Raw genomic sequence first — 24,436 nt, 5'->3', positions numbered from 1 at the left:
CCTAGGCGGCTGCCTCGCCTTCGCTCGGCCCGGCGCATAAGCGGCTGCCTCGCCTTCGCTCGGCCCGGCGCATAAGCGGCTGCCTCGCCTTCGCTCGGCCCGGCGCATAAGCGGCTGCCTCGAGTTTTCGCTCGGCCCGGCAGCGCCCATTACGTCCCGGTGCGACACCCGGTCGTGCAGAAGGTCGATTCTTCGTAGCTCTCGGGACGGTGCGTGTTTCGCCGTGTCCGGAGATCGGAGCGGGTCGAGCGCGCGCCCACGCGGCCGGGTGGAGCGGTACGGTCGTATCCGGCGGTCGGGGCGGAAGAAGGTGACGATGGAGTCGGATGGGCTGCGTGAATTCGTAGAGCATCGCCCTCGGCTGTTCGCGCTCGCCTACCGGATGCTCGGCTCGGCGAGCGAAGCCGAAGACGCGGTGCAGGAAACCTATCTGCGCTGGGATGCCACCGACCGCGCCCTGATCCGTTCCGCCGAAGCGTGGTTGACCACCGCGCTGGTGAATCTCTGTCGTAGCTGGCTGGTTTCGGCGCGGGCGCGGCGGGAGAGCTATGTGGGCCCCTGGCTACCGGAGCCGGTGTCCACCGCGCGCGGTGAGCTCGGTCCGTTGGAGACCATCGAAGAGCGCGAACTGGTTTCGCTCGCGCTGCTGACCGCGTTGGAACGGCTGACCCCGGCCGAGCGCGCCGTCTTCGTGCTGCGTGAGGCGTTCGGGTACGCGCACCGCGAGATCGCCGACATGCTCGACGTAACCGAGGCCAACTCGCAGCAGATCTTCCGTCGAGCCGGGCAGCATGTGCGAGAAGACCGGGCCCGCTTCGGCATTCCGGCCGAACATGCCCGGGAACTGATCGAACGATTCCTGAAGGCGGCGCGCAACGGCGACATCGAGTCGCTGGAACAGTTGCTCGCCGCCGACGTGAGCGCGACGGCCGACGGCGGCGGTGTGGTCAGGGCCGCCCGGCGGCAGGTGCACGGCGCGAAGCATGTGGCGCGCTACCTTGCGGGGTTGCTGCGTCTGGAGGTACCTGGCCTGGAGTTGCTTCTCGAGGAGGTCAACGGCGCGCCCGCCGTCGTCGCAAGGGGGAACGGCGCACCGCTGCTCGTCGTCGGGATCGACGTCGCCGACGGTGGGATTGCCGCGCTGCGGTTGATCGCCAATCCTGCGAAGCTGGCCTACTTTGCCAGGTCGAACGGTTCGTACGGGGCGATCGGCGCGTTGCCGGACCGCCGTCGCCGCTCGCTGTGATGCGCTTCACGGCCGTGGTCTGTCAGGAATCGGGGGTCTGTCCGGTCTGAAGGATGTCGGCCGTTCGAAAGGAGCCACATCATGACCGGACAGCATCGGATCGTCGTTCTTGGCGCGGGGTACGCGGGACTGGCGGCGGCCCGCAGGCTCGCGGGCACGGCGCGGGACGCGCAGATCACCGTGGTGGACGCCCGCGCGGTATTCGTCGAGCGGGTACGCCTGCACCAGCAGGCGGCCGGGCAGCGCATTCCGGCGTGGGATATTCGGGAATTGCTGGAACGCAAGAAGATTCGCTTCGTACATGCCTGCGCGACGGAGATCGACACGGCGGGAAGGCGGGTGTTTTTCGACGCGCAGCATGCTCTCGACTACGACATCCTGGTGTACGCCCTCGGCAGCATCGCAGGCCCGGAAAGCGTGCCCGGCGTGGCCGAACACGCCTATTCCGTTGCGACACTGGAGGATACGCGGCGGCTCGCTCTTAGTCGCGGTCCGGTCGCGGTGGTCGGGTCGGGGGCGACCGGAATCGAGCTCGCCGCGGAACTCGGGGAATCCCATCCGGGCCTGCCGGTCCTGTTGCTCGGGTCGGAGGAGCCTGGCGCATGGCTGTCGCCGCGAGCGCGAACACACATCCGACGGACGCTCGAGCGTCTCGGGGTGCGGATTCGTTCGGACGCCGAGGTGATCGAGGTGACGGCCGATGGGGTGCGGCTGGCCGACGGCTCGCTGGTCGAATCCGCCGCGACCGTGTGGACCACCGGTTTTCGGGTACCCGACCTGGCCGCGCGGTCGGGTCTTGCGGTGGATGCCGAGGGTCGGGTGCGGACCGACGGAACCCTGCGCTCGGTGTCGCATCCGGAGGTCTACGCCGCGGGCGACGCCGCCGTGGTCGCCGGTCCTGGCGGGCACGAGTTGCGCATGGCCTGTGCCACCGCGCTGCCGACCGGCAAGTACGCGGCCGACGCCGCCGTCGCGCGGCTGCGCGGGGTCGAGCCGCGGCCACTGCGCTTCCGGTACCTGGTGCAGTGCCTGAGCCTGGGGCGTCGGGACGCGCTGCTCCAGTTCGTGCACGCGGACGATTCGCCGCGCCGAACCGTGCTGACCGGGCGGACCGCGGCCTGGGTGAAGGAGGGGATCGTGCGCGGCGCCGCGCGAGCCGTGCGGCCATGAGTCGGTCGTCAACTCAAGGTTGACGAGACGAGGTCGTCAACTTATGGTTGACGTATGACATCTCAGTTCCGCCTCGACGATCTGATCGAAGGCATCAAGAAAGCCCGTCCCGACAACGCGCTCGAGCAGCTTTCCGACGCGGTGGTCGCGGCGAATCACCTCGGCGAAGTGGCCGATCACCTGATCGGCCACTTCGTGGACCAAGCTCGTCGCTCCGGGGCCTCGTGGACCGATATCGGCGTCAGCATGGGGGTCAGCAAGCAGGCCGCGCAGAAGCGATTCGTGCCCAAGGCGCCCGACCCGGCCGACGCCTCGGCGATGGACCCGAACGCGGGCTTCGCCCGGTTCACCCCCCGGGCACGCGCGGTCGTGATGGCCGCGCAGGAGGCCGCGCGCGCCGCGGGCAACCCGCAGATCGCCGTCGGGCACCTGGTGCTCGGACTGCTCACCGAACCGGACAGTCTCGCGGTGCACGAGATCATCGCCAACGGCGTCGAGCTGGACGCGGTCGCCGCCGCCGCCGCCGCGTCCCTGCCGGCGAGCGAAGGCACGGTCCCTGCCCTGATTCCGTTCGGCCCGGAGGCCAAGAAGGTGCTCGAGCTCACCTTCCGCGAGGCGCTTCGTCTGGTGCACAACTACATCGGCACCGAGCACATCCTGCTCGCCCTGCTCGAACAGGAGAACGGCTCCGGTCTGCTGACCGATCTCGGCATCGAGAAGGCGAAGACCGAAGCGCACCTGGTCGAATTGATCGCGTCGATCGTGCCTGGGAAATCCTGATTCCGCGATGGACGCAGGGAAGGTCGGGGCGGCGGCCGCCTGATCGCCGCGCGCTAAACCCGACCGCGCAGACCTCCGCCCCACCGCGGCCAGCGGGCCTGCGGTTTCGGCTCGGAGACCAGCGGGTCTCGGTGGATGTCGGTGACGTACAGGGGGAGGTGGGGGTCGAGCCGGGTGAGTAGTTCGAGGGCGTGTCCGCCCTGTGCCGCATGGTATTCCGGCATGGTCAGGCCGACGATCTGGAGGAATCGGACGCGGCCGTGCGGGGTATCGATGCCGCCGAGTTCCGGGTCGACCGCGAAGCAGACGGCGTGGATCGTGCACTCCGCGCGGCCGGTCGCGATCGGCCCGTTCGCCTTGATCGTGTGTCCCGGCTCGAACCACTTGCCGGACTGGAACACGTAGCGGGCCAGGTTCTGCAGGAAGTTCGTCGGCCACACCGGCGGCTCGGTCTCGTCGGCCTTCCGGACCAGGCGAAAGGTGAACTCGAAGCCCCAGCCGGACTCCTCGGGGTCGTCCCACTCTTTCTCGTACAGTTCGGTCATTCCGTAGCAGACGTAGTGCCAGTGCGGCACCGGCTCGGTGCGGGAGTATGCGCTGATCCCGTCGAGCGGGTCGGGTCCGCCGAGGGACCACGGGTGGTCGGGCGCCCAGTGGAAAGGCTCGATATCGCCGTACAGCGGCCGCAACGCGCCGTCGATGGCATCCCAGCCGGGTTGTTCACTCACCCCGCCACCATAGGCATGCACCGCCTGCCCGCATCCGGGGCATCGGAATGCGTTGCCGGGTCAGGACTCCGGAACATTGCGGGCCAGCTCGTCCAGCCAGGCCGCCGCCGACGCGTCGCTCGGAGCGCGCCAGTCGCCACGCGGCGAGAGTGATCCGCCGGAGCCGACCTTCGGCGCGTTCGGCAGCGTCGAGCGCTTGAACTGGCTGGTCTGCACGAAGCGGCGCAGGAACTCGGCCAGCCATTGCTTGATCGCGGCCAGGTCGTAGGCGTTGCGCTGGTCGGCGGGCACCAGGTCGGGCCAGCGTCCGCGGTGCGGGTCGGACCAGGCGTGCCTGGCCAGGTAGGCGATGCGGCTCGGCAGGTAGCCGAAGCGCAGCAGGTAGTACAGGTGGAAGTCCTGCAACTCGTACGGGCCGACGGTGGCCTCCGAACTCTGGCTCGGTGCCGAGGAATCGGTGTGCGGAATCAGCTCGGGCGAGATCTCCGTCCGCAGAATCGATGAGAGCACCTCGCCTGCTTCCGGTCCTAACTGCGCGGTGTCCACCGTCCAGGCGATCAGGTATTTGATCAGTGTCTTCGGCACCGAGGCGTTCACGCTGTAGTGCGCCATGTGGTCACCGACGCCGAACGTGCACCAGCCCAGCGCCAGTTCGCTCAGGTCGCCGGTGCCGACCACCAGCGCACCGTGCTGGTTGGCCAGCCGGAACAGGTGCGAAGTCCGCTCGCCGGCCTGCACGTTCTCGTAGGTGATGTCGTACTGCGCGGCGCCGTCGGCCGCCGGGTGGCCCAGGTCGCGGAGCATCACGGTGGCCGAAGGGCGAATATCGATCTCCCGCGCCGTCACGCCGAGCGCGTCCATGAGCCGGTGCGCATCGGTTTTGGTCCTGGTGCTTGTCGCGAATCCAGGCATGGTGTAGGCGAGCACGTTCGCCCGCGGCAGGCCGAGCCGGTCCATCGTCTTGGCTGCCACGATCAGCGCCTGGGTGGAATCCAACCCGCCCGACACCCCGATCACCACGCGCTGTAATCCGGTGGCGCGCAAACGCGTGCTCAAGCCCTCCACCTGGATGTGGTGCACCTCGGCGCAGCGCTCGTTGCGCAAGGCCGGATCGGCGGGGACGTAGGGGAAGCGCTCGATGTCGCGTTCCAGCGCGACCGGTCCGTCTGGGACCGGCAACTCCACCTCGACGCGTCGCAGCGCGACCAGCTGTTCCCGATGGTCGTGCACGTTGTCGGCGAAGCTGGTGGTGCGCAGCCGATCCGCTGTGAGGCGTTGGAGATCGAGGTCGGCGGTGACCAGTTGCGGGTGATCGGAGAACCGCTCGCCCTCGGCGAGCAGGTCGCCGTTCTCGCAGACCAGCGCCTGTCCGTCCCAGGCGAGGTCTGTGGTCGACTCGCCGTGTCCGGCCGCCGAGTACAGGTACGCCGCGAGATAGCGCGCCGAATGCGACGTGCACAGCGCCCGCCGGTAGTCCGCCTTTCCGATCACGATATTGCTCGCGGACAGGTTGACCAGCACCGTCGCGCCCGCCAGCGCGGCGAACCCACTGGGCGGCAGCGGAACCCAACCGTCCTCGCAGATCTCCAGGTGGAACACGAACCCGTCCAGATTGCTCGCGCGGAACAGCAGATCGGACCCGAACGGCGCCCGCTGTCCGGCGATCGTGATGTGGTCCTCCAACGTCTCCCGCGCCGCCGCGAACTGCCGCTTCTCGTAGAACTCCCGATAGTTCGGCAGGTAGCTCTTCGGGGCCACCCCGAGCACGACGCCGCGGCAGATCGCGATCGCGCAGTTGAACAACCGGCCCTGCGCCCGCACCGGCGCTCCGACCACGAGCACCGTGTCGATCTCCGCACTCGCCGCGACGACCCGCGCGAGCGCCGCCTCGACGGCCGCGTTCAGCGCGTCCTGATGGAATAGGTCATCGGCGGTATACGAGGACAAGCCCAGTTCAGGAAACACCGTCAGCACCACGCCGGCCGCCGCCGCCCGCACCGCCAGCTCCAGCGTCTGCTCGGCGTTGTAGCTCGGATCCGCCACCCGGACCCGGGGCACGGCCACCGCCACCCGCGTGAACCCGTGTCGGTACAGCGAATCGAAGGGCACCTCGGCCACCACATCCCCCTTCGGGATCGACGCGAATCTGATCGTGGTCCATCCGGAATCTACGCCGGGTCGCATACGCCGGTGCGGTACCGTGTGCGCCTCTCTCGCCTCGACGGCACTATGACCTGTGTCTTTGTCGAAGTGCCCGGCTCGGGTGCGAGAGGGTCGGATGGTTCGAACCGGGCAGGGGGACCACTGGTGGTTAAGCTATAGCAATGGCGGATGACACCGATTCCGACCTGATAGCGGGGGAGCGGCGCGCTGATCTCCTGCATGCGCTGTCTTATGTGTCCACCGAGTCCCAGCCGGACGGCAGTTACATCGTGAACGGGGACCTTCCTCCGGACGTGGCGCCGCCATTTATTCGCGCCATCATGCGGGTGGAGGCGGAGCTGCTGCTGCACGACGCCGAACTCGTCACCGTGGAGGGCGGCGAGCCCCGCACCCCGGAGGAACGGCGCACCGACGCGTTCGTCGCCTTGGTACTCCGTGTCGACGACCGTCCTTAGACCGCTGCCGCGGCGGCGGGTGACCTTGCACTCGCCACCCCTGAGTGCTAAAAAGGGCTTTGGCACTCTCGACCTGTGAGTGCCAGGTCGGGACGGTGAGACCGGGTTCCATCGACACCCTCGGTCGTCCGTCGCGGGCACCGAACCTGGCCAGCGTAAATGGGGCGATCCAACCTGCGGTCGCTCTGTGTGTCAGCCCCATATACATGTGGAGGATCTCAACGCAATGGCCAAGACAATTGCGTACGACGAAGAGGCCCGTCGCGGCCTCGAGCGGGGTCTGAACGCCCTCGCCGACGCGGTCAAGGTGACGCTGGGGCCGAAGGGTCGCAACGTTGTCCTGGAGAAGAAGTGGGGCGCCCCCACGATCACCAACGATGGTGTGTCCATCGCCAAGGAGATCGAGCTGGAGGACCCGTACGAGAAGATCGGCGCCGAGCTGGTCAAGGAAGTCGCCAAGAAGACGGATGACGTCGCGGGCGACGGCACCACCACCGCTACCGTGCTCGCCCAGGCGCTGGTGCGCGAGGGCCTGCGCAACGTCGCGGCCGGCGCCAACCCTCTCGGCCTGAAGCGCGGCATCGAGAAGGCCGTCGAGGCCGTCACCGCCAAGCTGCTCGACACCGCCAAGGAGATCGACACCAAGGAGCAGATCGCTGCTACCGCGGGCATCTCGGCGGGCGACTCGTCCATCGGTGAGCTGATCGCCGAGGCCATGGACAAGGTCGGCAAGGAAGGCGTCATCACCGTCGAGGAGAGCAACACCTTCGGCCTCCAGCTGGAGCTGACCGAGGGTATGCGCTTCGACAAGGGCTACATCTCGGGCTACTTCGTCACCGACCCGGAGCGTCAGGAAGCGGTCCTCGAGGACCCGTACATCCTGCTGGTCGGCTCGAAGGTCTCGACCGTCAAGGACCTGCTGCCGCTGCTGGAGAAGGTCATCCAGGCGGGCAAGCCGCTGCTGATCATCGCCGAGGATGTCGAGGGCGAGGCCCTGTCCACCCTGGTGGTCAACAAGATCCGTGGCACCTTCAAGTCTGTCGCCGTCAAGGCGCCCGGCTTCGGTGACCGCCGCAAGGCCCAGCTCGCCGACATCGCCATCCTGACCGGTGGTGAGGTCATCAGCGAAGAGGTCGGCCTCTCGCTGGAGACCGCTGGCGTCGAGCTGCTCGGCCAGGCGCGCAAGGTCGTCGTCACCAAGGACGAGACCACCATCGTCGAAGGCGCGGGCGACGCGGAGGCCATCAAGGGCCGGGTCGCGCAGATCCGTTCCGAGATCGAGAACTCGGACTCGGACTACGACCGGGAGAAGCTGCAGGAGCGTCTGGCCAAGCTGGCCGGCGGTGTCGCGGTGATCAAGGCGGGCGCGGCCACCGAGGTGGAGCTCAAGGAGCGCAAGCACCGTATCGAGGACGCCGTCCGCAACGCGAAGGCTGCCGTCGAGGAGGGCATCGTCGCCGGTGGTGGCGTGGCTCTGCTGCAGTCGGCTCCGGCGCTGGACGAGCTGAAGCTCACCGGTGACGAGGCCACCGGCGCCAACATCGTGCGTGTCGCGCTGTCGGCTCCGCTGAAGCAGATCGCCTTCAACGCGGGCCTGGAGCCCGGCGTCGTCGCCGAGAAGGTCTCGAACCTCCCGGCGGGCCACGGCCTGAACGCCGACTCGGGTGAGTACGAGGACCTGCTGGCCGCCGGCGTTGCCGACCCGGTCAAGGTCACCCGCTCGGCCCTGCAGAACGCGGCCTCCATCGCGGCCCTGTTCCTGACCACCGAGGCCGTTGTCGCCGACAAGCCGGAGAAGGCCGCCGCCCCCGCGGCCGACCCGACCGGCGGCATGGGCGGCATGGACTTCTGAGTCCCGCCACCCGGCAACACCTTTCGAACCGGAAGCCGGTCCACCTTCGGGTGGGCCGGCTTCCGGCATTTCGGAGATGCCGGTTCGGTCAGATTCCGTCGATGGTGACGACCGCGAAGGGAGTCGTCGGGATGCCAGGACCCATCGGACCGCCCTTGTCGAACTGGGAGGAGACGATGAGCGTTCGGTCGCCGTTCCTGGCCAATGTGGTGGGGACGTCGAGGGATTCGTCGGTGAGTCGGCGATCCTGAGTGGCGGTGGCGCCATCGTCGGAGATGGTCCATCGGGCGATGGTGTCGATCGTGTTCTGGGCGACCCACAGCGTGTCGTCCCGTAGTTCCAGTCCGTCGCCCTCGGCGAAATCTCCGCCGTGCGCGGTCACTTCGGTGATCGGATTCGCCGCCGGGGTCAGGGCGATGCGGTACAGATCGCCGCCTGCCATATCGACCGTCAGCAGGTACCGGCCGGCCGGGTCGGCGACGATGCCGTTCAGTGTGAAGCCGCCCGGCTCGCTCGGCTCGAGGACGGTGCGCAGGTCGAATTGTGGTGTCAGCTCGCCGTGTCCGCCCGGTGTGGCGGCGGTCAGCTGGTCGGGAGTGACGCGATAGACGACCGCCCGTGCGCTGTCGGTCAGGTACGCCGTGCCGTCCGGTGTGATGGCGAGGTCGTTCACGAAGCGCGGGTCCGTGCCGGGCACGGAGAAGTCGGCGAGCAGCGCACGGGTCGCGATGTCGTACACCGCGACTCCGGCGGTCGAGTCGGTCACCCACAGTCTGCCCTGTCGGTCGACCTTCAAGCCGTTGGCGGTTCTGTGGCCGTTAGCGCCTTCCGGCAGGAAGACCTCGGCCTGGCGAGCATCCCGCGTGGCTCGATAGACGGCGCCGGTGGTGTAGGAGCCCACATAGGTGTCTCCCGTGCGTGAATCCACTGCGATGCCTTCCGGGTAGGCGCGGTCGCCGGGAAGTTCGTAGGCGGTGTGGACGTGGGTGGCGGGTGCGTCGGTCGAGCCGCAGGCGGCGAGCGCTGTGCAGGCGAGCGCTGCGGCCAGGGTCGACATGAGGTGGTGTGGCAGTGCGAGAGACATCGGTCTACCTCTTCGAGATCATGCAGTCGAATGTGGTCACATTGAAATGTGTGTTCGAAGATAGATTAGAACTCTAATTATCGTCAAGAATCTAATGATAGGACGTGCAGATACCATGCGGATATGACGTCCATGCCCGCCGCCGAACGCATCGGCTCGTACCTCAAGCGCGCCGAGCAATCCCTGAACACGGCCAAGAACGCCGCGTTGAAACCGGCGGGCGTCACTGTCTCGCAGTACGCCGCCCTGCTGTTCCTCAGCGAGAACCCCGGCATCTCGGCTGCCGCCCTCGCACGGCTCTGCGGGGTGACCCCACCCACCATGAACACAGTCCTGGGCAATCTGCAGGACCGCGGCCTCATCGAACGCACCCCGCACGCATGGCACAAGAACATCCTGGAGACCGCTCTGACCGAGAAGGGGGCGGCCGCCATGCGAGACGCGGACGCCCGCGCCATCCGCGTCGAACGTGCCCTGGCCACGGAGTTCACCACAGCCGAACAGGCAACCCTGCAAGACCTACTCACCCGCTGCGCTGACAAACTCGACTCCATCCGCCCCGACCCACTCGCATAGCGGGCGCAGCCGGACGAAGTCTGCCCGCAGCCCGTGCCGGGCCGAGTGAAGGCCCGGGGCAACTGGAAGGTGCTGCGCGCCGCGGGGCGACGACGCATTTCGTCTCGGGCCGCAACCATCTGGTCGAGCTGCGTCAAGACGACCTGGATCAGCGTTTTCCGGTCTCCTGGACGCGGTTGTCACCGGCACACGCTGACCGCTCAGCCTCCGAGCACGAAGGCAACGAGAACGCCTGCCGCCGTGGCCATCCCGACCCACCAGCCGCCTTAGCAGTAGGCCTCGGGCATCAGCGAGTCGGCGAGTACGGCGATCGTCGCGCCGCCCGCGAATGCCTGCACGATGCTGATGTGCGTCAGGGAAAGAGCAGTTGGCCGAAGCGCCGCGACAGGTCTCGGTGTGGGCCGGTAGGGCGCTGTCTGCCGACGAGTGCAACCGCCGTGACCGGACCCGCGGCATCCGGGTACCGCGGAACATGCGGGCGTCGTCGCGGGGTGCTCGAGCGCAGTCGGTCGTACGCTGAAACCATGTCTGACCGCGGTCTGGTCCGAGGCGTGCTCTACGACATCGATGGCGTGCTGGTGACCTCCTGGCAGGAGATCGACGGCGCCGCCGCCGCGGTCGGTCGGGTCCACGAAAGCGGTTTGCGCCGGGCGTTTCTCACCAACACCACGTCGCGGACCTGCGCCGAGATCGCGGAACGCCTGTCCGCCGTCGGAATCGGGGTAGACCCCGCCGAGATCGTCACCGCGGCGCGGCTCACCGCCGAGTTCGTGCGCCGCCGCTACCCCGGCGCGGCCGTCTGGGTGCTGAACCACGGCGACATCGGGGCCGACCTCGCCGGTCTGACGCTCGACGACGACCACCCGGACGTAGTGGTAATCGGCGGCGCGGGAGCGGAATTCACGCACCGTGCGCTGAGCCGAGTGGCTGAGCTGATGCTGGACGGCATTCCCGTCGTGGCCATGCACAGCGGGCTCACCTGGGTGACAACCGAGGGGCTGTGCATCGACGCGGGCGTCTACTTGCCCGGCCTGGAGGCGGCGGGCAACGCGCGCATCGAAGTGGTCGGCAAGCCAGCTGCCCCCGGCTTCCGCACCTGTGCGGAACTGATGCGGCTCGACCCGTCCGAGGTGTTGATGATCGGTGACGACCTGTATTCGGATGTGCTTGCGGCACAGTCGGTCGGGTTGACCGGCGTACTGGTGCGCACCGGAAAGTTCCGGGCCGAGGTACTCGACGCTTCGGCCCGCACACCCGACCACGTCATCGACTCGGTTGCCGCGCTGCCCGCCCTGCTTGCCGACCTGGCGAACCGACCGTAACCGACGAACAGGACTGTGTGCCAAAAAATTCTATATTCTCCCTCTAAAATCAGTCGCAGTCGTATAGGGTCTGAATATCGCCAGTTTTGGCAAACAGCCAGTCACACGGTCGGATTGGAGCAGTCGAAGGTCTATTTCCGTCGAGCGCGGTTGTTCGCGCGCTACTGCATGGGCAGAACCATGCGACTGATTCGGCGAGTGGGTAACCGATTGGCCAACTTTCGGCTAACTCGAATTCGGCCGAACGTTGTAACGAAGAGCCCGATCCATGACGATAGGATCGGGCGCTTCTGTATTGTCTGGCCCAATGTCACAGGATGCGAATACGGGTCGAATGTATGCCGGGCAACCCGTAGAGGACCGGCAACGTCAGAGGCGTGCGCGTTTTCTGGAGTCAGGCCTGACGGTCTTCGCGCGCGACGGCTACGCCAATAGTTCGGTCGGTGCCATCTGCAAGGACGCCGCGCTCTCCTCTCGGCAGTTCTACGAGGAGTTCACCGGCCGCGAGTCCTTACTCCTAGAGCTCTACGAGCAGATCGACCGGGAGTCGCGCGACGCCGTGACGAAGGCGTTGGACGCGAAGTCCGACGCGAGCGCGCTCGACATCATCGACGCCTCCGTTCGCTCGTATGTCGAATCCATCGGATCCGATCCGCGCAAGGCGCGCGTCGCGCTGGTCGAGGTCGTCGGTGCAGGCCCGAAGGTGGAGAAGTACCGCCTCGAGCTGCGCCGGGTGTGGGGCTCGCTGCTGGCGAGCGCAGCCGAGGACGCGGCTCTGCACGGCGAGATCCCGACCGGCGACTACGAGATGCGGGTGCTCGCGATCATCGGGGCGGTCAACTACGTGGTGGACTCGTGGAGCGGTGCGGACCCGCGTCCACCGCTCGATGACGTGATCCGGGTGTTGAGCAGGGTGATCATCGGAGCGGTCGGCGCGTAGCGCGCGAGTGTGCGCGACCGGGCACAGTGGGCGCGGTAGCGTGCGCACATGCAGACAGTTCCGATCCAGATGCCGGACGGCAGCACAGTGCCGGTTCGGCTGATCCCGGCCGAGGGCGTGCACCGCCATCCGGTCAGGCCGGACGCGCCGCGCCCGGTCCTGGTGATCGTGCCTGGGCTCGGTGTTCCGGCGGGGTACTACGAACCATTCGGGTCGGGTCTGGCCGAGCGTGGGTTCGATGTGGCCATCGGCGAGCTGCGCGGCAACGGTGACAGCAAGCCGAAGCCGAGCTCCGCCAGCACCTTCGGCTACCACGAGCTGGTCTCGGTCGATTTCCCCGCGATCTTCGAGGTGGTCCGCGACCAATTCCCGGACAGCACGCCATATCTGCTCGGCCACAGTATGGGCGGACAGCTCGCCGTCATGTACGCCGCGCGCATCCGTAGCAGGCTCGGCGGGCTGATCCTGATCGCATCGGGAACTCCGTATTACCGTGGCTACCCGGGACTTTCGGGGCCTGGCATGCTGTTCGGGACGGCGGCGGTCTCGCTGACCGCGAACCTGGCGGGCTTCTGGCCCGGCGACCGGATCTCGATGGGTTTCGGCCGCCAGTCCAAGGTGCTGATCTCGGACTGGGCGAGGCTGGCCCGCACCGGCCGGTTCGTTCCGGTGGGCGCGGACATCGACTACGAGGAGCGGATCGCGCGGCTGAAGCTGCCCGTCCTGTCCATCACGATGACCGGCGACGATCTCACACCACCCAGCTCCGCCGATCATCTGTTGGAGAAGCTGCCGAACGCCGAGGTGACGCGGTGGCGGCAGCCGGAAGAGCTGGGCCACAACGGTTGGATCCGGCAGTGCGGCAGCACCGTAGACCAGATCGAGAAGTGGTTGCGCGATCGTTAGCTGACGCCGTGTCGAATGAACAACGGCAGCACCTGCATCGGGAGATCACCGCGGGGTTTCCGGCCGGACGGTTACCCGCGTCGTTCGATCAGCATCTGGGTGAAGAACTCGTAGATCAGCGCGGCTTGGAAGGCGGACTGTTTGTTGTCCGCGGCGCCGCCGTGGCCGCCCTCGATGTTCTCGTGGTACCAGAACTCATGGCCCTGCTCCTCCAGCAGCGCGGCCATCTTGCGGGCGTGACCGGGGTGCACGCGGTCGTCCCTGGTCGAGGTGGTGAGCAGAATCGGAGGGTAGGCGAGGTCGGCGCGCGCATTCTGGTACGGCGAGTACTTGCCGATGTACTCCCACTCCTCCGGCTTCTCCGGGTCGCCGTACTCGGCCATCCACGAGGCGCCCGCGAGCAGCAGATGGTAGCGCTTCATATCGAGCAACGGCACCTGGCAGACGATCGCGCCGAACAACTCGGGGTAGCGGGTGAGCATTACGCCCATCAGCAATCCGCCGTTGCTGCCGCCCACCGCGCCGAGCTGTTCCGGGGTGGTGATGCCGCGTGTGACGAGGTCTTTCGCGATCGAGGAGAAGTCCTCGTACACCTTGTGCCGGCTGGCCTTCTGCACCGAGGTGTGCCACTGCGGCCCGTACTCGCCGCCGCCGCGGATATTGGTCATCACCCAGGTGCCGCCGCGCTCCAGCCAGCCCATGCCGGACGCGCCGCTGTAACCGGGGGTGCGCGACACCTCGAAGCCGCCGTAGCCGGACATCACCGTCGGGCCGGGCGCGCCCTCGTGGTCGCGATGACGGAGCACGAAGTACGGCACCATGGTTCCGTCGTCGGACTCGGCAAAGAACTGCTCGGTCTCGACACCGTCGGCGTCGAAGAAGCCCGGCTCCTGCTTGAGCTGCTCGGTGTGCCCGCCGACAGCGCTGGCCAGTAGCGTGGCGGGCGTGGTGAACCCGCTGGTGGTCAGCATGAATTCGTCGCCGCCCTCCAGCGGGTCGAGGTTCAGCACGCTGGTGGTCGCCATCGGCGGGGTGTCGGCCAGCGGCTCCCGCCGCCAGCCGTCGGCGCCCGGGGTCAGCACGTAGAGCTTGGTCTGCACGTCTTCGAGCGTGATCAGCAGCAGGTGGTTCTCGGTCCAGCCGTAGCCGTGCAGCGAGGTGTGCGTGTCGGGAGTGAAGATCACCTCGAATTCCCGTGCGCCGGCGAGGAACTTCTCGAAGTCGATGGCCAGCAGCGCACCGGCGGGATAGCCGGCGCCCCCCACCTCCCACGGCGACTTCAGCCGGATCAGCAGCCAGTCCTTGTACCAGGATTCGCTCGCGTCGGTGGGGATGTCGAGATGGCGCAGCGTGCCGTCGTCCTCGAGCAGGTAGACCTCTTCGTTGAAGAAGTCGGTGGCGCGGCCGACGAAGTGCCGTTCGTAGCCCGGTGTCCGGTCATACCCGGCCGACACCGCGACATCACCGGCTTCGCCCTCGAAAACCGTTTTCGCGTCGGCTAATTCGGTGCCGCGCCGCCACCGTTTCGCGATGCGCGGATACCCCGAATCGGTCAGCGAGCCGGGACCGAAATCGGTGCCGACGTACACCGAATCGATGTCGATCCAGTGAATCTCCGACTTCGCCTCCGGCAGGAAGTACCCCCCGTCGGCGGGATCGACGAACGCCATGCGCTCGATATCGAACTCGCGCACCACCTTGGCGTCCGCACCGCCACGGGACAGGCTGATCAGAGCGCGGGACTGTTCCGGACGCAGCACCGCGGGCCCGCCCCACACCCAGTTCTCGTTCTCGGCGGTGGCCAGCGCGTCCAGATCGATCAGCACGTCCCAGTCCGGGTCGGCCTTCCCGTACTCGGCGAACGTGGTGCGCCGCCAGAGGCCGCGCGGGTGCTCGGCGTCGCGCCAGAAGTTGTAGAGCCAGCGTCCGCGCCGCCCTGGATAGGCGATCTTGGTGTCCGTGTCGAGCATGTCGAGGATGCGGCGCTCGAGCCCGCGGAACCGTTCCGACTCGGCGAAACGCTCGACCACGACGGCGTTGTGCGCGCGGGCCCAGTCCAGGGCGCGCTCGTCGGTCACTTCTTCGAGCCAGAGATAGGGGTCAGTCACATTCTGCTCAACACCGCTCATGCCCACATTGTTGCCGAGCGGCACAACCCGGCGTCACCAGGAGTGCGCTACGTCGACCACGACGTGTGATCCGCTGCCCGTTCCGTCCAGCCTGTGCACCTGAAACGGCAACCGAGCGCGCACGCCGAGTCCGACCGTGGTCTGCCCCTCGAACGATCCGGCCCAGGCCACCTGGCGGAAGGTCTGGTATTCACCGACGTCGGCCAGCTCGGCCCGGTTCTCGGGCCGGTAGGTGGCGTTGCCCGCATCGTCGTGGGCGGGGGCGTAGACGACGATGTTGAGCCACGCCCCGCCGCGCAGCGGGACGACCGCACCGGAGCCGTCGATGACGACCTGATCGACATAGCCGACGTGATACCCGGTCGCCGATCCGGCAATGTCGAACACCAGTCGATCGAAGCATTCGTGCCGACCGGACCGCACACCGGTGATCGGCGCGAGCGATTGGTCGGGACTCGCCTTGTCGAGCGAACCCCACGCCGATCCGCAGTCCGGGGCAGCGGCCGCCGGTACGGGAGCGATCCAGAGGCCGACGAATGTCACGAGGGAGATGAACAGGAGAACCAAGCGACGCATGGTCGCACCGCCTTCGGGACGAAGGGAATGACGTATTGGTGAATCGGTTGTCGCGGACCCCCCGTTACGAGTCGCGAAATGCCGAAATGCGTTGGTGACGTTGGCCGATCGCCCGCCGTCGTCAGCGTGGCGATTCGATATTTGCTGGGTGCTGCCGCATGGTGCCCGCGGCCAGTAGGATCGCTGCTTCGAGGCCGATCCGACCAGGAGGTTCGAGGTTGCCACCGTTTCTCTGGGAGCAGCACTGCTGTCTGCCGCTGTCGCCAACGGCACGGATCTCCGACCTCGCGCGGTATCCGGCCGGGTCATATCTGTCGGTGAACGTCGGATACTCCCGCCAGTCGACCGCCGACTCGCTGGCTCTGCTGCACCGGTTTCGCCGGGATGCGCAGGCGGACGGACGGTTTCGGCTGGTACGCGGTGTCGACGACATCGGCGGCGAGACCATCGCGCTGGCGTTCGACCTGGAGGACTCCGGACCGCTCGGCGGAGTTCTGGACAATGTCGAGCGGTTCTACGAGCTCGGCGTTCGCTCGCTGCTTCCCACCTACAACTATGCCAACGCCGCTGGTTGCGGCTGCCTGGACGCCGACGACACCGGGCTCACCGCCTATGGGCGCGATCTGGTGCGCAAGCTCAACGAGGTCGGGATGTTCGCCGACGGGTCGCACTGCTCGCGGCGCACCGGCCTGGAACTGTCCGAGCTGAGCGCGGCGCCGATGATCTACAGCCACTCGAATTTCGCCGCGCTGTGGGATCATCCGCGCAACATCACCGACGAGCAGGCCCGCGCGTGTGCCGCGACCGGCGGCGTGATCGGGATCAACGGGGTAGGGATCTTCCTGGGACACAACGCGGTCGACGAGCGGGCCGAGCGGGTGGAGGCGATGGCGGCACAGGTCGAGTACGGTGCCGGGCTGGTCGGGATCGAGCACATCGGGGTCGGGTCGGACTATTCGTTCGATGGCGAGGACTTCAATGCCGAGCTGAGGCAGAATCCGGACGCCTTCTCGGCGATGTACACCGCATGGGGTCCGCTGCAATGGGTTCCGCCGGAGGACCTGCTCGGCGCCGGCGAGGTGCCCGGTCTGGACGCGGCGCTGGCCGGACGCGGGTTCAGCGAGGCGGACCGGGCGGCGGTGTTCGGCGGCAACTTCGCACGGATCGCCGGGCAGGTCTGGCGAGCTTGACCGGGGTTATCCCAGCCGAACCGGCATCTTGCCGGTGTCGGCGCCCGGCAGCACACCGAGGAACGCGGCGGGAGCCTGCTCGAGTCCGTCGTAGACGGTCTCGTTGGTGCGCAGGGTGCCGTCCGCGCGTTGGGCAGCCAGGTGGTCAAGCCCGATATCCCTGGCCTGCGGGAGTTCGGTTTCGACAGCGACACCCACGTTGTGCCGAGGCCACCTCGGGGAGGCGGTCCGTCCAGCGAATCCAGCGGCGTTCCGGAGGCGCCGGACGGGGTGCGGCGACCGGACTGCGCATACACCACGGAAACCGCCCAGGTCTACCCTTTTGGTCTCTCCGGTGGGAAGGTTTCGGTCAGGTGTGGCGCAGGCCTCATTGTTGCGGGGGACCAGTGGGTGAACTTCACCCGGCGGAGTTAGGCTCGGAGTCGTGACTTCCCATTACGACGTTGTCGTTCTCGGTGCCGGCCCAGGCGGTTACGTCGCCGCCATCCGTGCGGCACAGTTAGGCCTGCGTACTGCGATCGTCGAGCAGAAGTATTGGGGTGGGGTGTGCCTCAATGTCGGCTGCATCCCGTCCAAGGCGCTGCTCCGGAATGCGGAACTGGCACACATCTTCACCAAGGAAGCGAAGACCTTCGGCATCTCCGGCGAGGTGAACTTCGACTTCGGCGTCGCATTCGACCGCAGCCGTAAGGTCGCGGACGGCCGGGTCAAGGGCGTCCACTTCCTGATGAAGAAGAACAAGATCGACGAGTTCGACGGCAAGGGCACCTTCACCGGCCCCAATTCGCTATCGGTCGAGCTCAGCAAGGGCGGCACCGAGACGCTCACGTTCGACAACGTGATCATCGCGGCGGGCACCGTCACCAAGCTGCTGCCCGGCACCCAGCTGAGCGCGAACGTGGTCACCTACGAGGAGCAGATCCTCACCCGCGACCTGCCCGGCTCGATTCTCATCGTCGGCGCAGGCGCGATCGGCATGGAGTTCGGCTACGTCCTGAAGAACTACGGCGTGGACGTGCGCATCGTCGAGTTCCTCGACCGCGCCCTGCCGAACGAGGACGTGGACGTCTCCAAGGAGATCACCAAGCAGTACAAGAAGCTCGGCATCACCATCACCACCGGTGCCGCCGTGCAGTCCATCGACGACGACGGCGCCAAGGTGACCGTCTCGATCAAGGACAACAAGACCGGCTCGATCGAGACCGTCACCGTCGACAAGGTGCTGCAGGCCGTCGGCTTCGCGCCGCGGGTCGAGGGCTACGGCCTCGAAACCACCGGTGTGCAACTCGAGCGTGGCGCCATCGTCATCGACGACTACATGCGCACCAACGTGCCGCACATCTACGCCATCGGTGACGTCACCGCGAAGCTCCAGCTCGCGCACGTCGCGGAGGCGCAGGGTGTGGTCGCTGCCGAGACCATCGCCGGCGCGGAGACCGTCACCCTCGGTGACTACCGGATGATGCCGCGCGCCACCTTCTGCCAGCCACAGGTCGCCAGCTTCGGTTTGACCGAGCAGCAGGCACGTGACGAGGGCTACGACGTGAAGGTCGCGACTTTCCCGTTCACCGCCAACGGCAAGGCGCACGGCCTCGGCGACCCGACCGGTTTCGTCAAACTCGTCGCGGACGCCGAGTACGGCGAGCTGCTCGGCGGGCACCTCATCGGACCGGATGTCTCGGAGCTGCTGCCCGAGCTCACGCTGGCGCAGAAGTGGGACCTGACGGTCAACGAGCTGACCCGCAACGTGCACACCCACCCGACCCTCAGCGAGGCCCTGCAGGAAGCCTTCCACGGCCTGGCTGGGCACATGATCAACTTCTGATCCGCGTGTCTCGTCCTCGAACAACCCGGCCCGGGCGGTCATGCCCCGGGCCGGGCCGTTCGCGCGGTTGCTGCTCGGCGCCGTGCTCGGCGTTTGTGCCACGCTGGCGATCGTCCTCGCCGACACCAGCCTCCACCGGTTCGAAGCGGTGCAGCGCATGACGCAGCCGGAGCACGTCGAGTATCCCGAGGACACGGCGACCCATTACGTGGGCATAGTGCGGAAACGCAGCTGGCTGCTCGGCCGTCCCCAGACCTACGAGGTGTACACCGGCCGGTTCCCCGATCTGATCTACGGACATTTCGTCGAGATCGCCATCACCAACGTCGAGCGTCCAGTCCTGCGGGAGGTGGACTGGCGGCTGGAAGGCGTGCACATCCGATTCGATTCGGGCCACGAGTTGTTCGTTCCCGCGAAGGCAGTCCTCGGCGGACGCTGAGCGAGACCGTCCGTGCGGTCTCTCGAGCGGCGAGCATCTTGGCTTCTCTGGCAAGGGTTTCCGCGCCGATAGGGACTTCGGAAGTCGGCGTCGGCGCCGGTGGTCTGCTATACAGCGAGCATGCTTCGCAGATTGCTGTTCGGAAGTGTGCCGGTGCTCGTCGTCGTGATGCTGCTCGGGGTGGGCACCTACTACCTGATGAACGCCCGCACGTTCCAGCTGGGCGGTCACGTGGTGAGCCGGGTGCACACCGACGAGAAGGTTGTCGCGCTGACCTTGGACGACGGGCCGACGGACCGGGCCCCCGAGGTGTTGAAAGTCCTCGCCGATGCCCAGGTTTCTGCCACGTTCTACCTGAACGGCCGCGATCTCGCGGCGCATCCCGAGTACGGGCAGGCTATCGCCGCGGCTGGCCATGAGATCGGCAACCACACCTATTCGCATCGGCGGATGGTCTTCGTCACCCCCGGCACCGTCCGTGACGAAGTGGAGCGCACCGACGCCGAGATCATGAAAACCGGTTACGTCGGCCCGATCACCTTCCGCCCGCCCTACGGCAAGAAGCTCGTGATGCTGCCGCACTACCTCGGCGAGCACGACCGCGTCACGGTGATGTGGGACGTCGAACCCGATTCCGGCAAGGACGCCACCGCGGACGGCGTTGTCGCCGGGACGCTCGACAAAGTGCGGCCCGGCTCGATCATCTTGCTGCACGTCATGCACGGAAGCACCGCCGCGCTGGCTGCCATCCCGCGTATCATCGCCGAATTACGCTCCGCGGGATACCGTTTCGTCACGGTCTCCGACTTGATGTCCCGCTGAGCTGCGCGCCGGGCTCACCCGGCGGTTTGCTGCGACGTCGGGCTCCCCGGCGGCTCAGAGCATGCCGTAGGCGTGGGTAGGGGTGAAAAGGACCAGGGCGCGGCGGTCATCGACCATCGCGGTGCGGTATTCGGACCAGTTCGGGTGTTCGCCGGAGGCGGTGCGGTAGTAGTCGACGAGCGCGTCGACCGTGGTGTCATCGGGGGAGGCGGCGACGGGCGTGACTTCCGCGGTGCCTTCGAGGACCGCGTAGGCGAAGAAGTCGTCACGCGTGACGTGAATCGCGGCCCACGGGTCGCGGACCAGGTTGTGGTACTTCGCCCGGTTGGCGGTGATGGAGATGCGAATGCGGCCGTCGTCGCCGACGATATGCAGCACGTTGGACAGTTGCGGGCGTCCGTTGCGGCGGATCGTGGTGAGCACGGACCTGCGGTGGTCGCGGGCGAAATCGACTGCGGCGGCGAGTTCCATGCCCGTGTAACCGCCGGTGCTGCCGGTCTCTTCCCGCACGAGCAGCGGTCCGCTCAGTCGCGGTGATAGGCCGCCTGCGCCGCATAGACGCGCGGCATGTTCGTTTCGACCAAGCGGATGAGCGCTTCGAGGTGCGCGGCGACCTCGGTCCCCAGCTTGGTAAGGGTGTACTCGACGCGAGGAGGGATGGTCTCGTGTACCTCGCGGTGCACCATGCCATCGCGCTCGAGTGCCTGCAGGGTCTGTGACAGCATGCGCTCGCTCACGCCGTCGACTCGTCTACGCAGGGCGCTGAATCGATACGGCCCCTCGCGGAGCGCGACAAGCGCCAGCGTGCCCCAGCGGCTGGCCACATTCTGCAAAACCGGTCGTGATGTGCAGTTCCTGGCGAAAACGTCGGCTTCCAGCGTGGGATCGTCGGCGTCCGCCGACGCGGTTCGCTGGGTGCTCATGATTCAGATAGTACCCAGCTCGACCAAAGTAGTGTAGAAATGCTTAGTACTTACTAATAGTTAGTGCTAGCAGAACCGTACATACCTTGGGAGGTAGTCATGACCGTCGCGGTAACCGGGGCCAGTGGACAGCTGGGCCGACTCGTGGTGGAGGCGCTGTTGCGCGAGGGATCGACGTCGGTCGTCGCGATTGTGCGCGATCCGCGGAAGGTCGCCGACCTGGCCGAGCGCGGCGTCGATGTCCGGCAGGCCGACTATGGCGACGTGGCGACGCTGGACAAGGCGCTCGACGGCGTCGACCGGGTGCTGCTGGTCTCCGGCAACGAATTCGGCGCGCGGGTAGCCCAGCACACCAACGTCATTCGCGCCGCCGAACGTGCAGGCGTCGAGCTGTTCGCCTACACCAGCATTCCGAACGCGACCGACAATCCGCTGATTCTCGCGCAGGAGCACAAGGGGACCGAGGCGGCGCTCGCCGAATCGACTGTGCCGCACGCCATTCTGCGCAACGGCTGGTACTGGGAGAATTACCTCGGCGGCCTCGCGCACGCGGTGGAGTCGGGCGTGCTGCACGGCGCCGCGGGCGAGGGTCGGGTGGCGGGCGCGGCGCGCGCCGACTACGCCGAGGCGGCCGCCAGGGTGCTCACCACGTACGGTCACGCGGGACAGGTTTATGAACTCGGTGGCGACGAACGGCTCACCTATGCCGAACTGGCACAGGTGATCTCGCAGGCAGCGGGCAAGCCGGTGCGCTACGAGAACCTGCCGGAGGCGGATTATGCCGCAGGACTCGTGCGGGCGGGGCTGCCCGCCGCCTATGCCAACGGGCTCGCCGACGCCGACACCGGCATCTCCCGAGGCATTCTCGATGTGCAGTCCGGCGACCTGCAGAAGCTGCTCGGCCGCCCCGCCACCCCGGCGGTAGAGGTATTCCGCGCGGCGCTCAGTTGAGGCGAGCGGCCACCTCCGGGACGACGTCACGGTCGCAAGGAACCAGGTGCCGCTGCGGTCAACTCCCTACGTCACCACGTCGGCACAACCCCGATTTCCGAGCGGAGCGAGACCGGGCATTGCTCGTTCGCGGCCCGGCTCGCGTCCGAGTGGCCGCCGCGTTCGCGATGAAGTCGCAATGACGTCACGGCCGCAAGGGAGAGTGGCGAATGCTCGGTGCCGCTGCGGTCAACTCCCTACGTCGCCACATCGGCACAACCCCGATTTCCGAGCGGAGCGAGACCGGGCATTGCTCGTTCGCGGCCCGGCTCGCGTCCGAGTGGCCGCCGCGTTCGCGACGAAGTCGCCAGCGGCGGCCACTCGGACGCGAGCCAAGAGGGGGCCGCGAACACGCCGCGCCCGCGCGGCCAAAAACACCGCTTACACCTCCCGCACCCACTGCACCAGCTGGATGATGATCCCGTTCGGATCGCTCATCTGGAAGTATCGTTCGCCCCACTCCTCGGTCTCGACGGGCGTCACGATCGACACCCCCTCGCCGCGCAGCCTGGCGTATTCGGCATCGATGTCGTCCACGATGAACACCACGAGCAGTCCTTCACCCGCGCTGCCCGCCGCGCTCTTCGGCTTGAATGTCGCCAGCCCGGTGCGCAGGTAGATCACGTTCAGCCCGGCGTCGGGCCGGTCCAGGGAAACGAAACCGTCGGCCGACATCTTCTCCTCGAATCCGAGGTGGTCGACGAGGAACTTCGCCGAGGCCTGCGGGTCGGGGACGTTGAGCGAGATGGCGGAAGCGGTGATGTTCATAGGTCCTCCTCGGTTGCCGACATTAACTATGTACTAAGTATAGTATACTTTGTAGAGAAATCTCCCCAGTCTTCGTGCCATGAGCTGGATCACGTCGATACGATCGGGGTTCGACCGAATTGGAGGCAGCGTGGGACAGCCGAAGGAGCGCAGCAGCGCGGGCGACCCCGTGCGCACCCTGGAGTTGCTGTGGCGGGTTCCGGCGAGCCCCGGCCGCGGACCGAAGCAGCGCAGCAGCGTCGAGGCGGTGGTCGCGGCGGCGATCGAGATCGCAGACTCGGCGGGCATCGGTGCACTCACCATGCGCGCGGTCGCCACCGAGCTGGGCCTGACCCCGATGGCCACCTACACCTATGTGCCGGGCAAGGCCGAATTGGTCGACCTCATGCTGGACACGGTGTACGCGGAGATGGAGCGCGCCGATCTGACCGGCCTGTCCTGGCGTGAACGGGTCGCCTTGGTCGCCGCGGAGAACCGCGCCATGTTGGCCCGCCATCCGTGGGTCGCCTACCTGCCGACTACCCGTCCGCCGCTCGGCCCCGGCCTAGCCGCGAAATATGACCACGAGCTGCGGGCGTTCGACGGTCTCGGCCTCGATGATGTCACGATGGACGCCGCCCTGACGTTCGTACTCGGTTTCGTTACGTCCGTCGCCCGGATCGCCATCGACACCGAGCGCGCTGCCGCGGACAGTGCGATGTCCGACCGGCAGTGGTGGGAACGCGCCGCCCCGCTGCTGGAGCAGGTCTTCGACGTGCGGCGCTATCCGCTGGCCGCACGTGTCGGCGCGGCCGCGGGCCGAGTCCACGACGCCGCCTACAGTACTGACCACGCCTATGAGTTCGGGCTGGCCCGGGTCCTGGATGGGCTGGCCCGCCACATCGAGGGGACGCGCGCCTCCTGATGCCGAACCTAGACGCCGTCGCGCTGGATGCGCAGTGCGGTGATAGTGGCTGCGAGACCCTCGTATTGGTTGACCAGCAAAATGATTTCGATCAGGCGGCGTTCGTCGTAGTGTTCCGCCAGCGCGGCCCACGTGTCGTCGTCGAGGTCGCGCGTTTCCACCAGTTGGTCCACTGCGGTGAGCAGCGCTCGGTGCTTGTCCGACCAACCCTCCGCGCCCGGTCCCCCGCGCAGCCGATCGAGGACCTCTGCGGTTATCCCGGCTCGCCTGCCGAGCCGGATGTGATGGTCCATCTCGTAGTCGCACCGGCGCAGGTGCGCGACGCGAATGATGACCAGCTCCGACTCGTGGCGTGGCAGCCGCCCGCCCGGCATGAGCTTGCCCGAGTAATGCAGCCAGCCGCGGAACAGGCCCCGCGTGCGACCGAGCGTGCTGAACAAGTGCGCGTCGTCGGTACCCGCGGCGCGGGAAAGTATCTGCCAGGCAACCCAGTTGATCGGGCCGAGTTCCCGGAGTCGTCCGGGCGAGATGCGTGGTCGCAGCGCTGAAACCATGCTTGGTCGCCACCTCCGCGTGGTGTGTGCGGCCGGCGCCGGTGCCGGCCGAGTTGTGAGCCTACCTTGCGGTAGGCCGCGAATCGCGGAAGCA

At 67.3% G+C, this 24,436-nt stretch carries 25 protein-coding genes and 1 pseudogene; 15 read left to right on the top strand and 11 right to left on the bottom strand.

Going from position 1 to position 24,436, the window contains the following annotated elements:
- Nucleotides 1-316 precede the first annotated feature (316 nt).
- From OHB12_RS22570 to OHB12_RS22560, 3 genes are all read left to right on the top strand, one after another.
- Nucleotides 317-1,246, top strand: a complete 930-nt coding sequence (locus tag OHB12_RS22570; RefSeq protein ID WP_327110573.1) for an RNA polymerase sigma-70 factor — start codon at nt 317-319, stop codon at nt 1,244-1,246.
- Between the two features lie 81 nt (nt 1,247-1,327).
- Nucleotides 1,328-2,416, top strand: a complete 1,089-nt coding sequence (locus tag OHB12_RS22565; RefSeq protein WP_327110572.1) for an NAD(P)/FAD-dependent oxidoreductase — start codon at nt 1,328-1,330, stop codon at nt 2,414-2,416.
- A 54-nt stretch (nt 2,417-2,470) separates the two neighbouring features.
- Nucleotides 2,471-3,196 (top strand): Clp protease N-terminal domain-containing protein, encoded by a 726-nt coding sequence (locus OHB12_RS22560; RefSeq protein ID WP_327110571.1) that lies wholly within the window; start codon nt 2,471-2,473, stop codon nt 3,194-3,196.
- A 53-nt stretch (nt 3,197-3,249) separates the two neighbouring features.
- Here the strand turns inward: OHB12_RS22560 and OHB12_RS22555 are convergent, their stop codons facing one another.
- The gene (locus OHB12_RS22555) at nt 3,250-3,924 is read right to left on the bottom strand and encodes a suppressor of fused domain protein (RefSeq protein ID WP_327110570.1); all 675 of its coding nucleotides are present in this window, start codon (nt 3,922-3,924) and stop codon (nt 3,250-3,252) included.
- 60 nt (nt 3,925-3,984) lie between these two features.
- Nucleotides 3,985-6,042, bottom strand: a complete 2,058-nt coding sequence (locus OHB12_RS22550) for an NAD(+) synthase (RefSeq protein ID WP_327110569.1) — start codon at nt 6,040-6,042, stop codon at nt 3,985-3,987.
- A 206-nt stretch (nt 6,043-6,248) separates the two neighbouring features.
- On the opposite strand from OHB12_RS22550, the gene OHB12_RS22545 reads away from it, so the two are divergent.
- Together OHB12_RS22545 and groL are read left to right on the top strand one after the other, a co-directional pair.
- Nucleotides 6,249-6,542 (top strand): hypothetical protein, encoded by a 294-nt coding sequence (locus OHB12_RS22545; protein WP_327110568.1) that lies wholly within the window; start codon nt 6,249-6,251, stop codon nt 6,540-6,542.
- Nucleotides 6,543-6,768: 226 nt separating this feature from the next.
- Nucleotides 6,769-8,394: a chaperonin GroEL gene (groL, locus tag OHB12_RS22540; RefSeq protein ID WP_327110567.1), complete on the top strand. Its 1,626-nt coding sequence runs from the start codon at nt 6,769-6,771 to the stop codon at nt 8,392-8,394.
- An 88-nt stretch (nt 8,395-8,482) separates the two neighbouring features.
- Here groL and OHB12_RS22535 read toward each other — a convergent pair whose 3' ends face one another.
- Entirely contained in the window at nt 8,483-9,478 is a 996-nt protein-coding gene (locus tag OHB12_RS22535) for an SMP-30/gluconolactonase/LRE family protein (RefSeq protein WP_327110566.1), read from the bottom strand.
- A gap of 123 nt (nt 9,479-9,601) precedes the next feature.
- Between OHB12_RS22535 and OHB12_RS22530 the strand changes: the two genes are divergently transcribed.
- Nucleotides 9,602-10,054 (top strand): MarR family winged helix-turn-helix transcriptional regulator, encoded by a 453-nt coding sequence (locus OHB12_RS22530; RefSeq protein ID WP_327110565.1) that lies wholly within the window; start codon nt 9,602-9,604, stop codon nt 10,052-10,054.
- Nucleotides 10,055-10,254: 200 nt separating this feature from the next.
- On the opposite strand, the pseudogene OHB12_RS22525 reads toward OHB12_RS22530, so the two are convergent.
- Nucleotides 10,255-10,416: pseudogene (locus tag OHB12_RS22525) on the bottom strand (ZIP family metal transporter); the annotation flags it as partial.
- Between the two features lie 162 nt (nt 10,417-10,578).
- Between OHB12_RS22525 and OHB12_RS22520 the strand changes: the two are divergent.
- The 3 genes from OHB12_RS22520 to OHB12_RS22510 all read left to right on the top strand — a co-directional run bounded on the left by OHB12_RS22520 (nt 10,579) and on the right by OHB12_RS22510 (nt 13,222).
- Nucleotides 10,579-11,376, top strand: a complete 798-nt coding sequence (locus tag OHB12_RS22520; protein WP_327110564.1) for an HAD-IIA family hydrolase — start codon at nt 10,579-10,581, stop codon at nt 11,374-11,376.
- A 334-nt stretch (nt 11,377-11,710) separates the two neighbouring features.
- Nucleotides 11,711-12,316 carry a TetR/AcrR family transcriptional regulator gene (locus OHB12_RS22515; RefSeq protein WP_327110563.1) on the top strand — a complete coding sequence of 202 codons (606 nt, stop codon included), beginning with the start codon at nt 11,711-11,713 and terminating at the stop codon, nt 12,314-12,316.
- 48 nt (nt 12,317-12,364) lie between these two features.
- Nucleotides 12,365-13,222 (top strand): alpha/beta hydrolase family protein, encoded by an 858-nt coding sequence (locus OHB12_RS22510; protein WP_327110562.1) that lies wholly within the window; start codon nt 12,365-12,367, stop codon nt 13,220-13,222.
- Nucleotides 13,223-13,293: 71 nt separating this feature from the next.
- On the opposite strand, the gene OHB12_RS22505 is transcribed toward OHB12_RS22510, so the two are convergent.
- Nucleotides 13,294-15,351 (bottom strand): prolyl oligopeptidase family serine peptidase, encoded by a 2,058-nt coding sequence (locus tag OHB12_RS22505; protein WP_327110561.1) that lies wholly within the window; start codon nt 15,349-15,351, stop codon nt 13,294-13,296.
- Between the two features lie 33 nt (nt 15,352-15,384).
- Nucleotides 15,385-15,927, bottom strand: coding sequence for an AMIN-like domain-containing (lipo)protein (locus tag OHB12_RS22500; protein ID WP_327110560.1), 543 nt, complete (start codon nt 15,925-15,927; stop codon nt 15,385-15,387).
- 218 nt (nt 15,928-16,145) lie between these two features.
- Between OHB12_RS22500 and OHB12_RS22495 the strand changes: the two genes are divergently transcribed.
- The gene (locus OHB12_RS22495) at nt 16,146-17,117 is read left to right on the top strand and encodes a dipeptidase (protein WP_327110559.1); all 972 of its coding nucleotides are present in this window, start codon (nt 16,146-16,148) and stop codon (nt 17,115-17,117) included.
- A 6-nt stretch (nt 17,118-17,123) separates the two neighbouring features.
- Here OHB12_RS22495 and OHB12_RS22490 read toward each other — a convergent pair whose 3' ends face one another.
- Entirely contained in the window at nt 17,124-17,315 is a 192-nt protein-coding gene (locus OHB12_RS22490) for a hypothetical protein (RefSeq protein ID WP_327110558.1), read from the bottom strand.
- Between the two features lie 226 nt (nt 17,316-17,541).
- Between OHB12_RS22490 and lpdA the strand changes: the two genes are divergently transcribed.
- The 3 genes from lpdA (at nt 17,542) to OHB12_RS22475 (ending at nt 20,203) form a co-directional block, all read left to right on the top strand.
- The gene (gene lpdA, locus OHB12_RS22485) at nt 17,542-18,942 is read left to right on the top strand and encodes a dihydrolipoyl dehydrogenase (protein ID WP_327110557.1); all 1,401 of its coding nucleotides are present in this window, start codon (nt 17,542-17,544) and stop codon (nt 18,940-18,942) included.
- Nucleotides 18,943-18,982: 40 nt separating this feature from the next.
- Entirely contained in the window at nt 18,983-19,381 is a 399-nt protein-coding gene (locus tag OHB12_RS22480) for a hypothetical protein (protein ID WP_327110556.1), read from the top strand.
- A 120-nt stretch (nt 19,382-19,501) separates the two neighbouring features.
- Nucleotides 19,502-20,203 (top strand): polysaccharide deacetylase family protein, encoded by a 702-nt coding sequence (locus OHB12_RS22475; RefSeq protein WP_327110555.1) that lies wholly within the window; start codon nt 19,502-19,504, stop codon nt 20,201-20,203.
- A 54-nt stretch (nt 20,204-20,257) separates the two neighbouring features.
- On the opposite strand, the gene OHB12_RS22470 is transcribed toward OHB12_RS22475, so the two are convergent.
- Together OHB12_RS22470 and OHB12_RS22465 are read right to left on the bottom strand one after the other, a co-directional pair.
- The gene (locus OHB12_RS22470) at nt 20,258-20,674 is read right to left on the bottom strand and encodes a PPOX class F420-dependent oxidoreductase (RefSeq protein WP_327121344.1); all 417 of its coding nucleotides are present in this window, start codon (nt 20,672-20,674) and stop codon (nt 20,258-20,260) included.
- A 53-nt stretch (nt 20,675-20,727) separates the two neighbouring features.
- Nucleotides 20,728-21,126, bottom strand: a complete 399-nt coding sequence (locus OHB12_RS22465; RefSeq protein ID WP_327110554.1) for a winged helix-turn-helix transcriptional regulator — start codon at nt 21,124-21,126, stop codon at nt 20,728-20,730.
- 99 nt (nt 21,127-21,225) lie between these two features.
- Here OHB12_RS22465 and OHB12_RS22460 point away from each other — a divergent pair, with 99 nt between their 5' ends.
- On the top strand, nt 21,226-22,077 hold the full coding sequence (locus OHB12_RS22460) for an SDR family oxidoreductase (protein ID WP_327110553.1): 852 nt from the start codon (nt 21,226-21,228) through the stop codon (nt 22,075-22,077).
- 420 nt (nt 22,078-22,497) lie between these two features.
- Here the strand turns inward: OHB12_RS22460 and OHB12_RS22455 are convergent, their stop codons facing one another.
- Complete coding sequence (locus OHB12_RS22455) at nt 22,498-22,884, bottom strand: VOC family protein (protein ID WP_327110552.1); 387 nt, start codon at nt 22,882-22,884, stop codon at nt 22,498-22,500.
- 130 nt (nt 22,885-23,014) lie between these two features.
- Here OHB12_RS22455 and OHB12_RS22450 point away from each other — a divergent pair, with 130 nt between their 5' ends.
- Entirely contained in the window at nt 23,015-23,788 is a 774-nt protein-coding gene (locus OHB12_RS22450; RefSeq protein ID WP_327110551.1) for a TetR/AcrR family transcriptional regulator C-terminal domain-containing protein, read from the top strand.
- A gap of 8 nt (nt 23,789-23,796) precedes the next feature.
- On the opposite strand, the gene OHB12_RS22445 is transcribed toward OHB12_RS22450, so the two are convergent.
- On the bottom strand, nt 23,797-24,330 hold the full coding sequence (locus tag OHB12_RS22445; protein WP_327121342.1) for a carboxymuconolactone decarboxylase family protein: 534 nt from the start codon (nt 24,328-24,330) through the stop codon (nt 23,797-23,799).
- Between the last annotated feature and the right edge of the window lie 106 nt (nt 24,331-24,436).

The sequence above is a fragment of the Nocardia sp. NBC_01730 genome (assembly GCF_035920445.1).
Classification (GTDB): domain Bacteria; phylum Actinomycetota; class Actinomycetes; order Mycobacteriales; family Mycobacteriaceae; genus Nocardia.
This window is presented reverse-complemented; position numbering and strand designations above follow the sequence as displayed.

Bases quoted from the DNA above. Each gene is read 5' to 3' on its own strand.
- OHB12_RS22500 (WP_327110560.1), bottom strand. From the start codon at position 15,927: ATGCGTCGCTTGGTTCTCCTGTTCATCTCCCTCGTGACATTCGTCGGC.
- OHB12_RS22545 (WP_327110568.1), top strand. From the start codon at position 6,249: ATGGCGGATGACACCGATTCCGACCTGATAGCGGGGGAGCGGCGCGCT.
- OHB12_RS22455 (WP_327110552.1), bottom strand. From the start codon at position 22,884: ATGAACATCACCGCTTCCGCCATCTCGCTCAACGTCCCCGACCCGCAG.
- OHB12_RS22560 (WP_327110571.1), top strand. From the start codon at position 2,471: ATGACATCTCAGTTCCGCCTCGACGATCTGATCGAAGGCATCAAGAAA.
- OHB12_RS22565 (WP_327110572.1), top strand. From the start codon at position 1,328: ATGACCGGACAGCATCGGATCGTCGTTCTTGGCGCGGGGTACGCGGGA.
- OHB12_RS22465 (WP_327110554.1), bottom strand. From the start codon at position 21,126: ATGAGCACCCAGCGAACCGCGTCGGCGGACGCCGACGATCCCACGCTG.
- OHB12_RS22470 (WP_327121344.1), bottom strand. From the start codon at position 20,674: ATGGAACTCGCCGCCGCAGTCGATTTCGCCCGCGACCACCGCAGGTCC.
- OHB12_RS22505 (WP_327110561.1), bottom strand. From the start codon at position 15,351: ATGAGCGGTGTTGAGCAGAATGTGACTGACCCCTATCTCTGGCTCGAA.
- OHB12_RS22520 (WP_327110564.1), top strand. From the start codon at position 10,579: ATGTCTGACCGCGGTCTGGTCCGAGGCGTGCTCTACGACATCGATGGC.
- OHB12_RS22460 (WP_327110553.1), top strand. From the start codon at position 21,226: ATGACCGTCGCGGTAACCGGGGCCAGTGGACAGCTGGGCCGACTCGTG.
- groL (WP_327110567.1), top strand. From the start codon at position 6,769: ATGGCCAAGACAATTGCGTACGACGAAGAGGCCCGTCGCGGCCTCGAG.
- OHB12_RS22570 (WP_327110573.1), top strand. From the start codon at position 317: ATGGAGTCGGATGGGCTGCGTGAATTCGTAGAGCATCGCCCTCGGCTG.
- OHB12_RS22515 (WP_327110563.1), top strand. From the start codon at position 11,711: ATGTATGCCGGGCAACCCGTAGAGGACCGGCAACGTCAGAGGCGTGCG.
- OHB12_RS22510 (WP_327110562.1), top strand. From the start codon at position 12,365: ATGCAGACAGTTCCGATCCAGATGCCGGACGGCAGCACAGTGCCGGTT.
- OHB12_RS22530 (WP_327110565.1), top strand. From the start codon at position 9,602: ATGACGTCCATGCCCGCCGCCGAACGCATCGGCTCGTACCTCAAGCGC.
- OHB12_RS22535 (WP_327110566.1), bottom strand. From the start codon at position 9,478: ATGTCTCTCGCACTGCCACACCACCTCATGTCGACCCTGGCCGCAGCG.
- OHB12_RS22480 (WP_327110556.1), top strand. From the start codon at position 18,983: ATGCCCCGGGCCGGGCCGTTCGCGCGGTTGCTGCTCGGCGCCGTGCTC.
- OHB12_RS22475 (WP_327110555.1), top strand. From the start codon at position 19,502: ATGCTTCGCAGATTGCTGTTCGGAAGTGTGCCGGTGCTCGTCGTCGTG.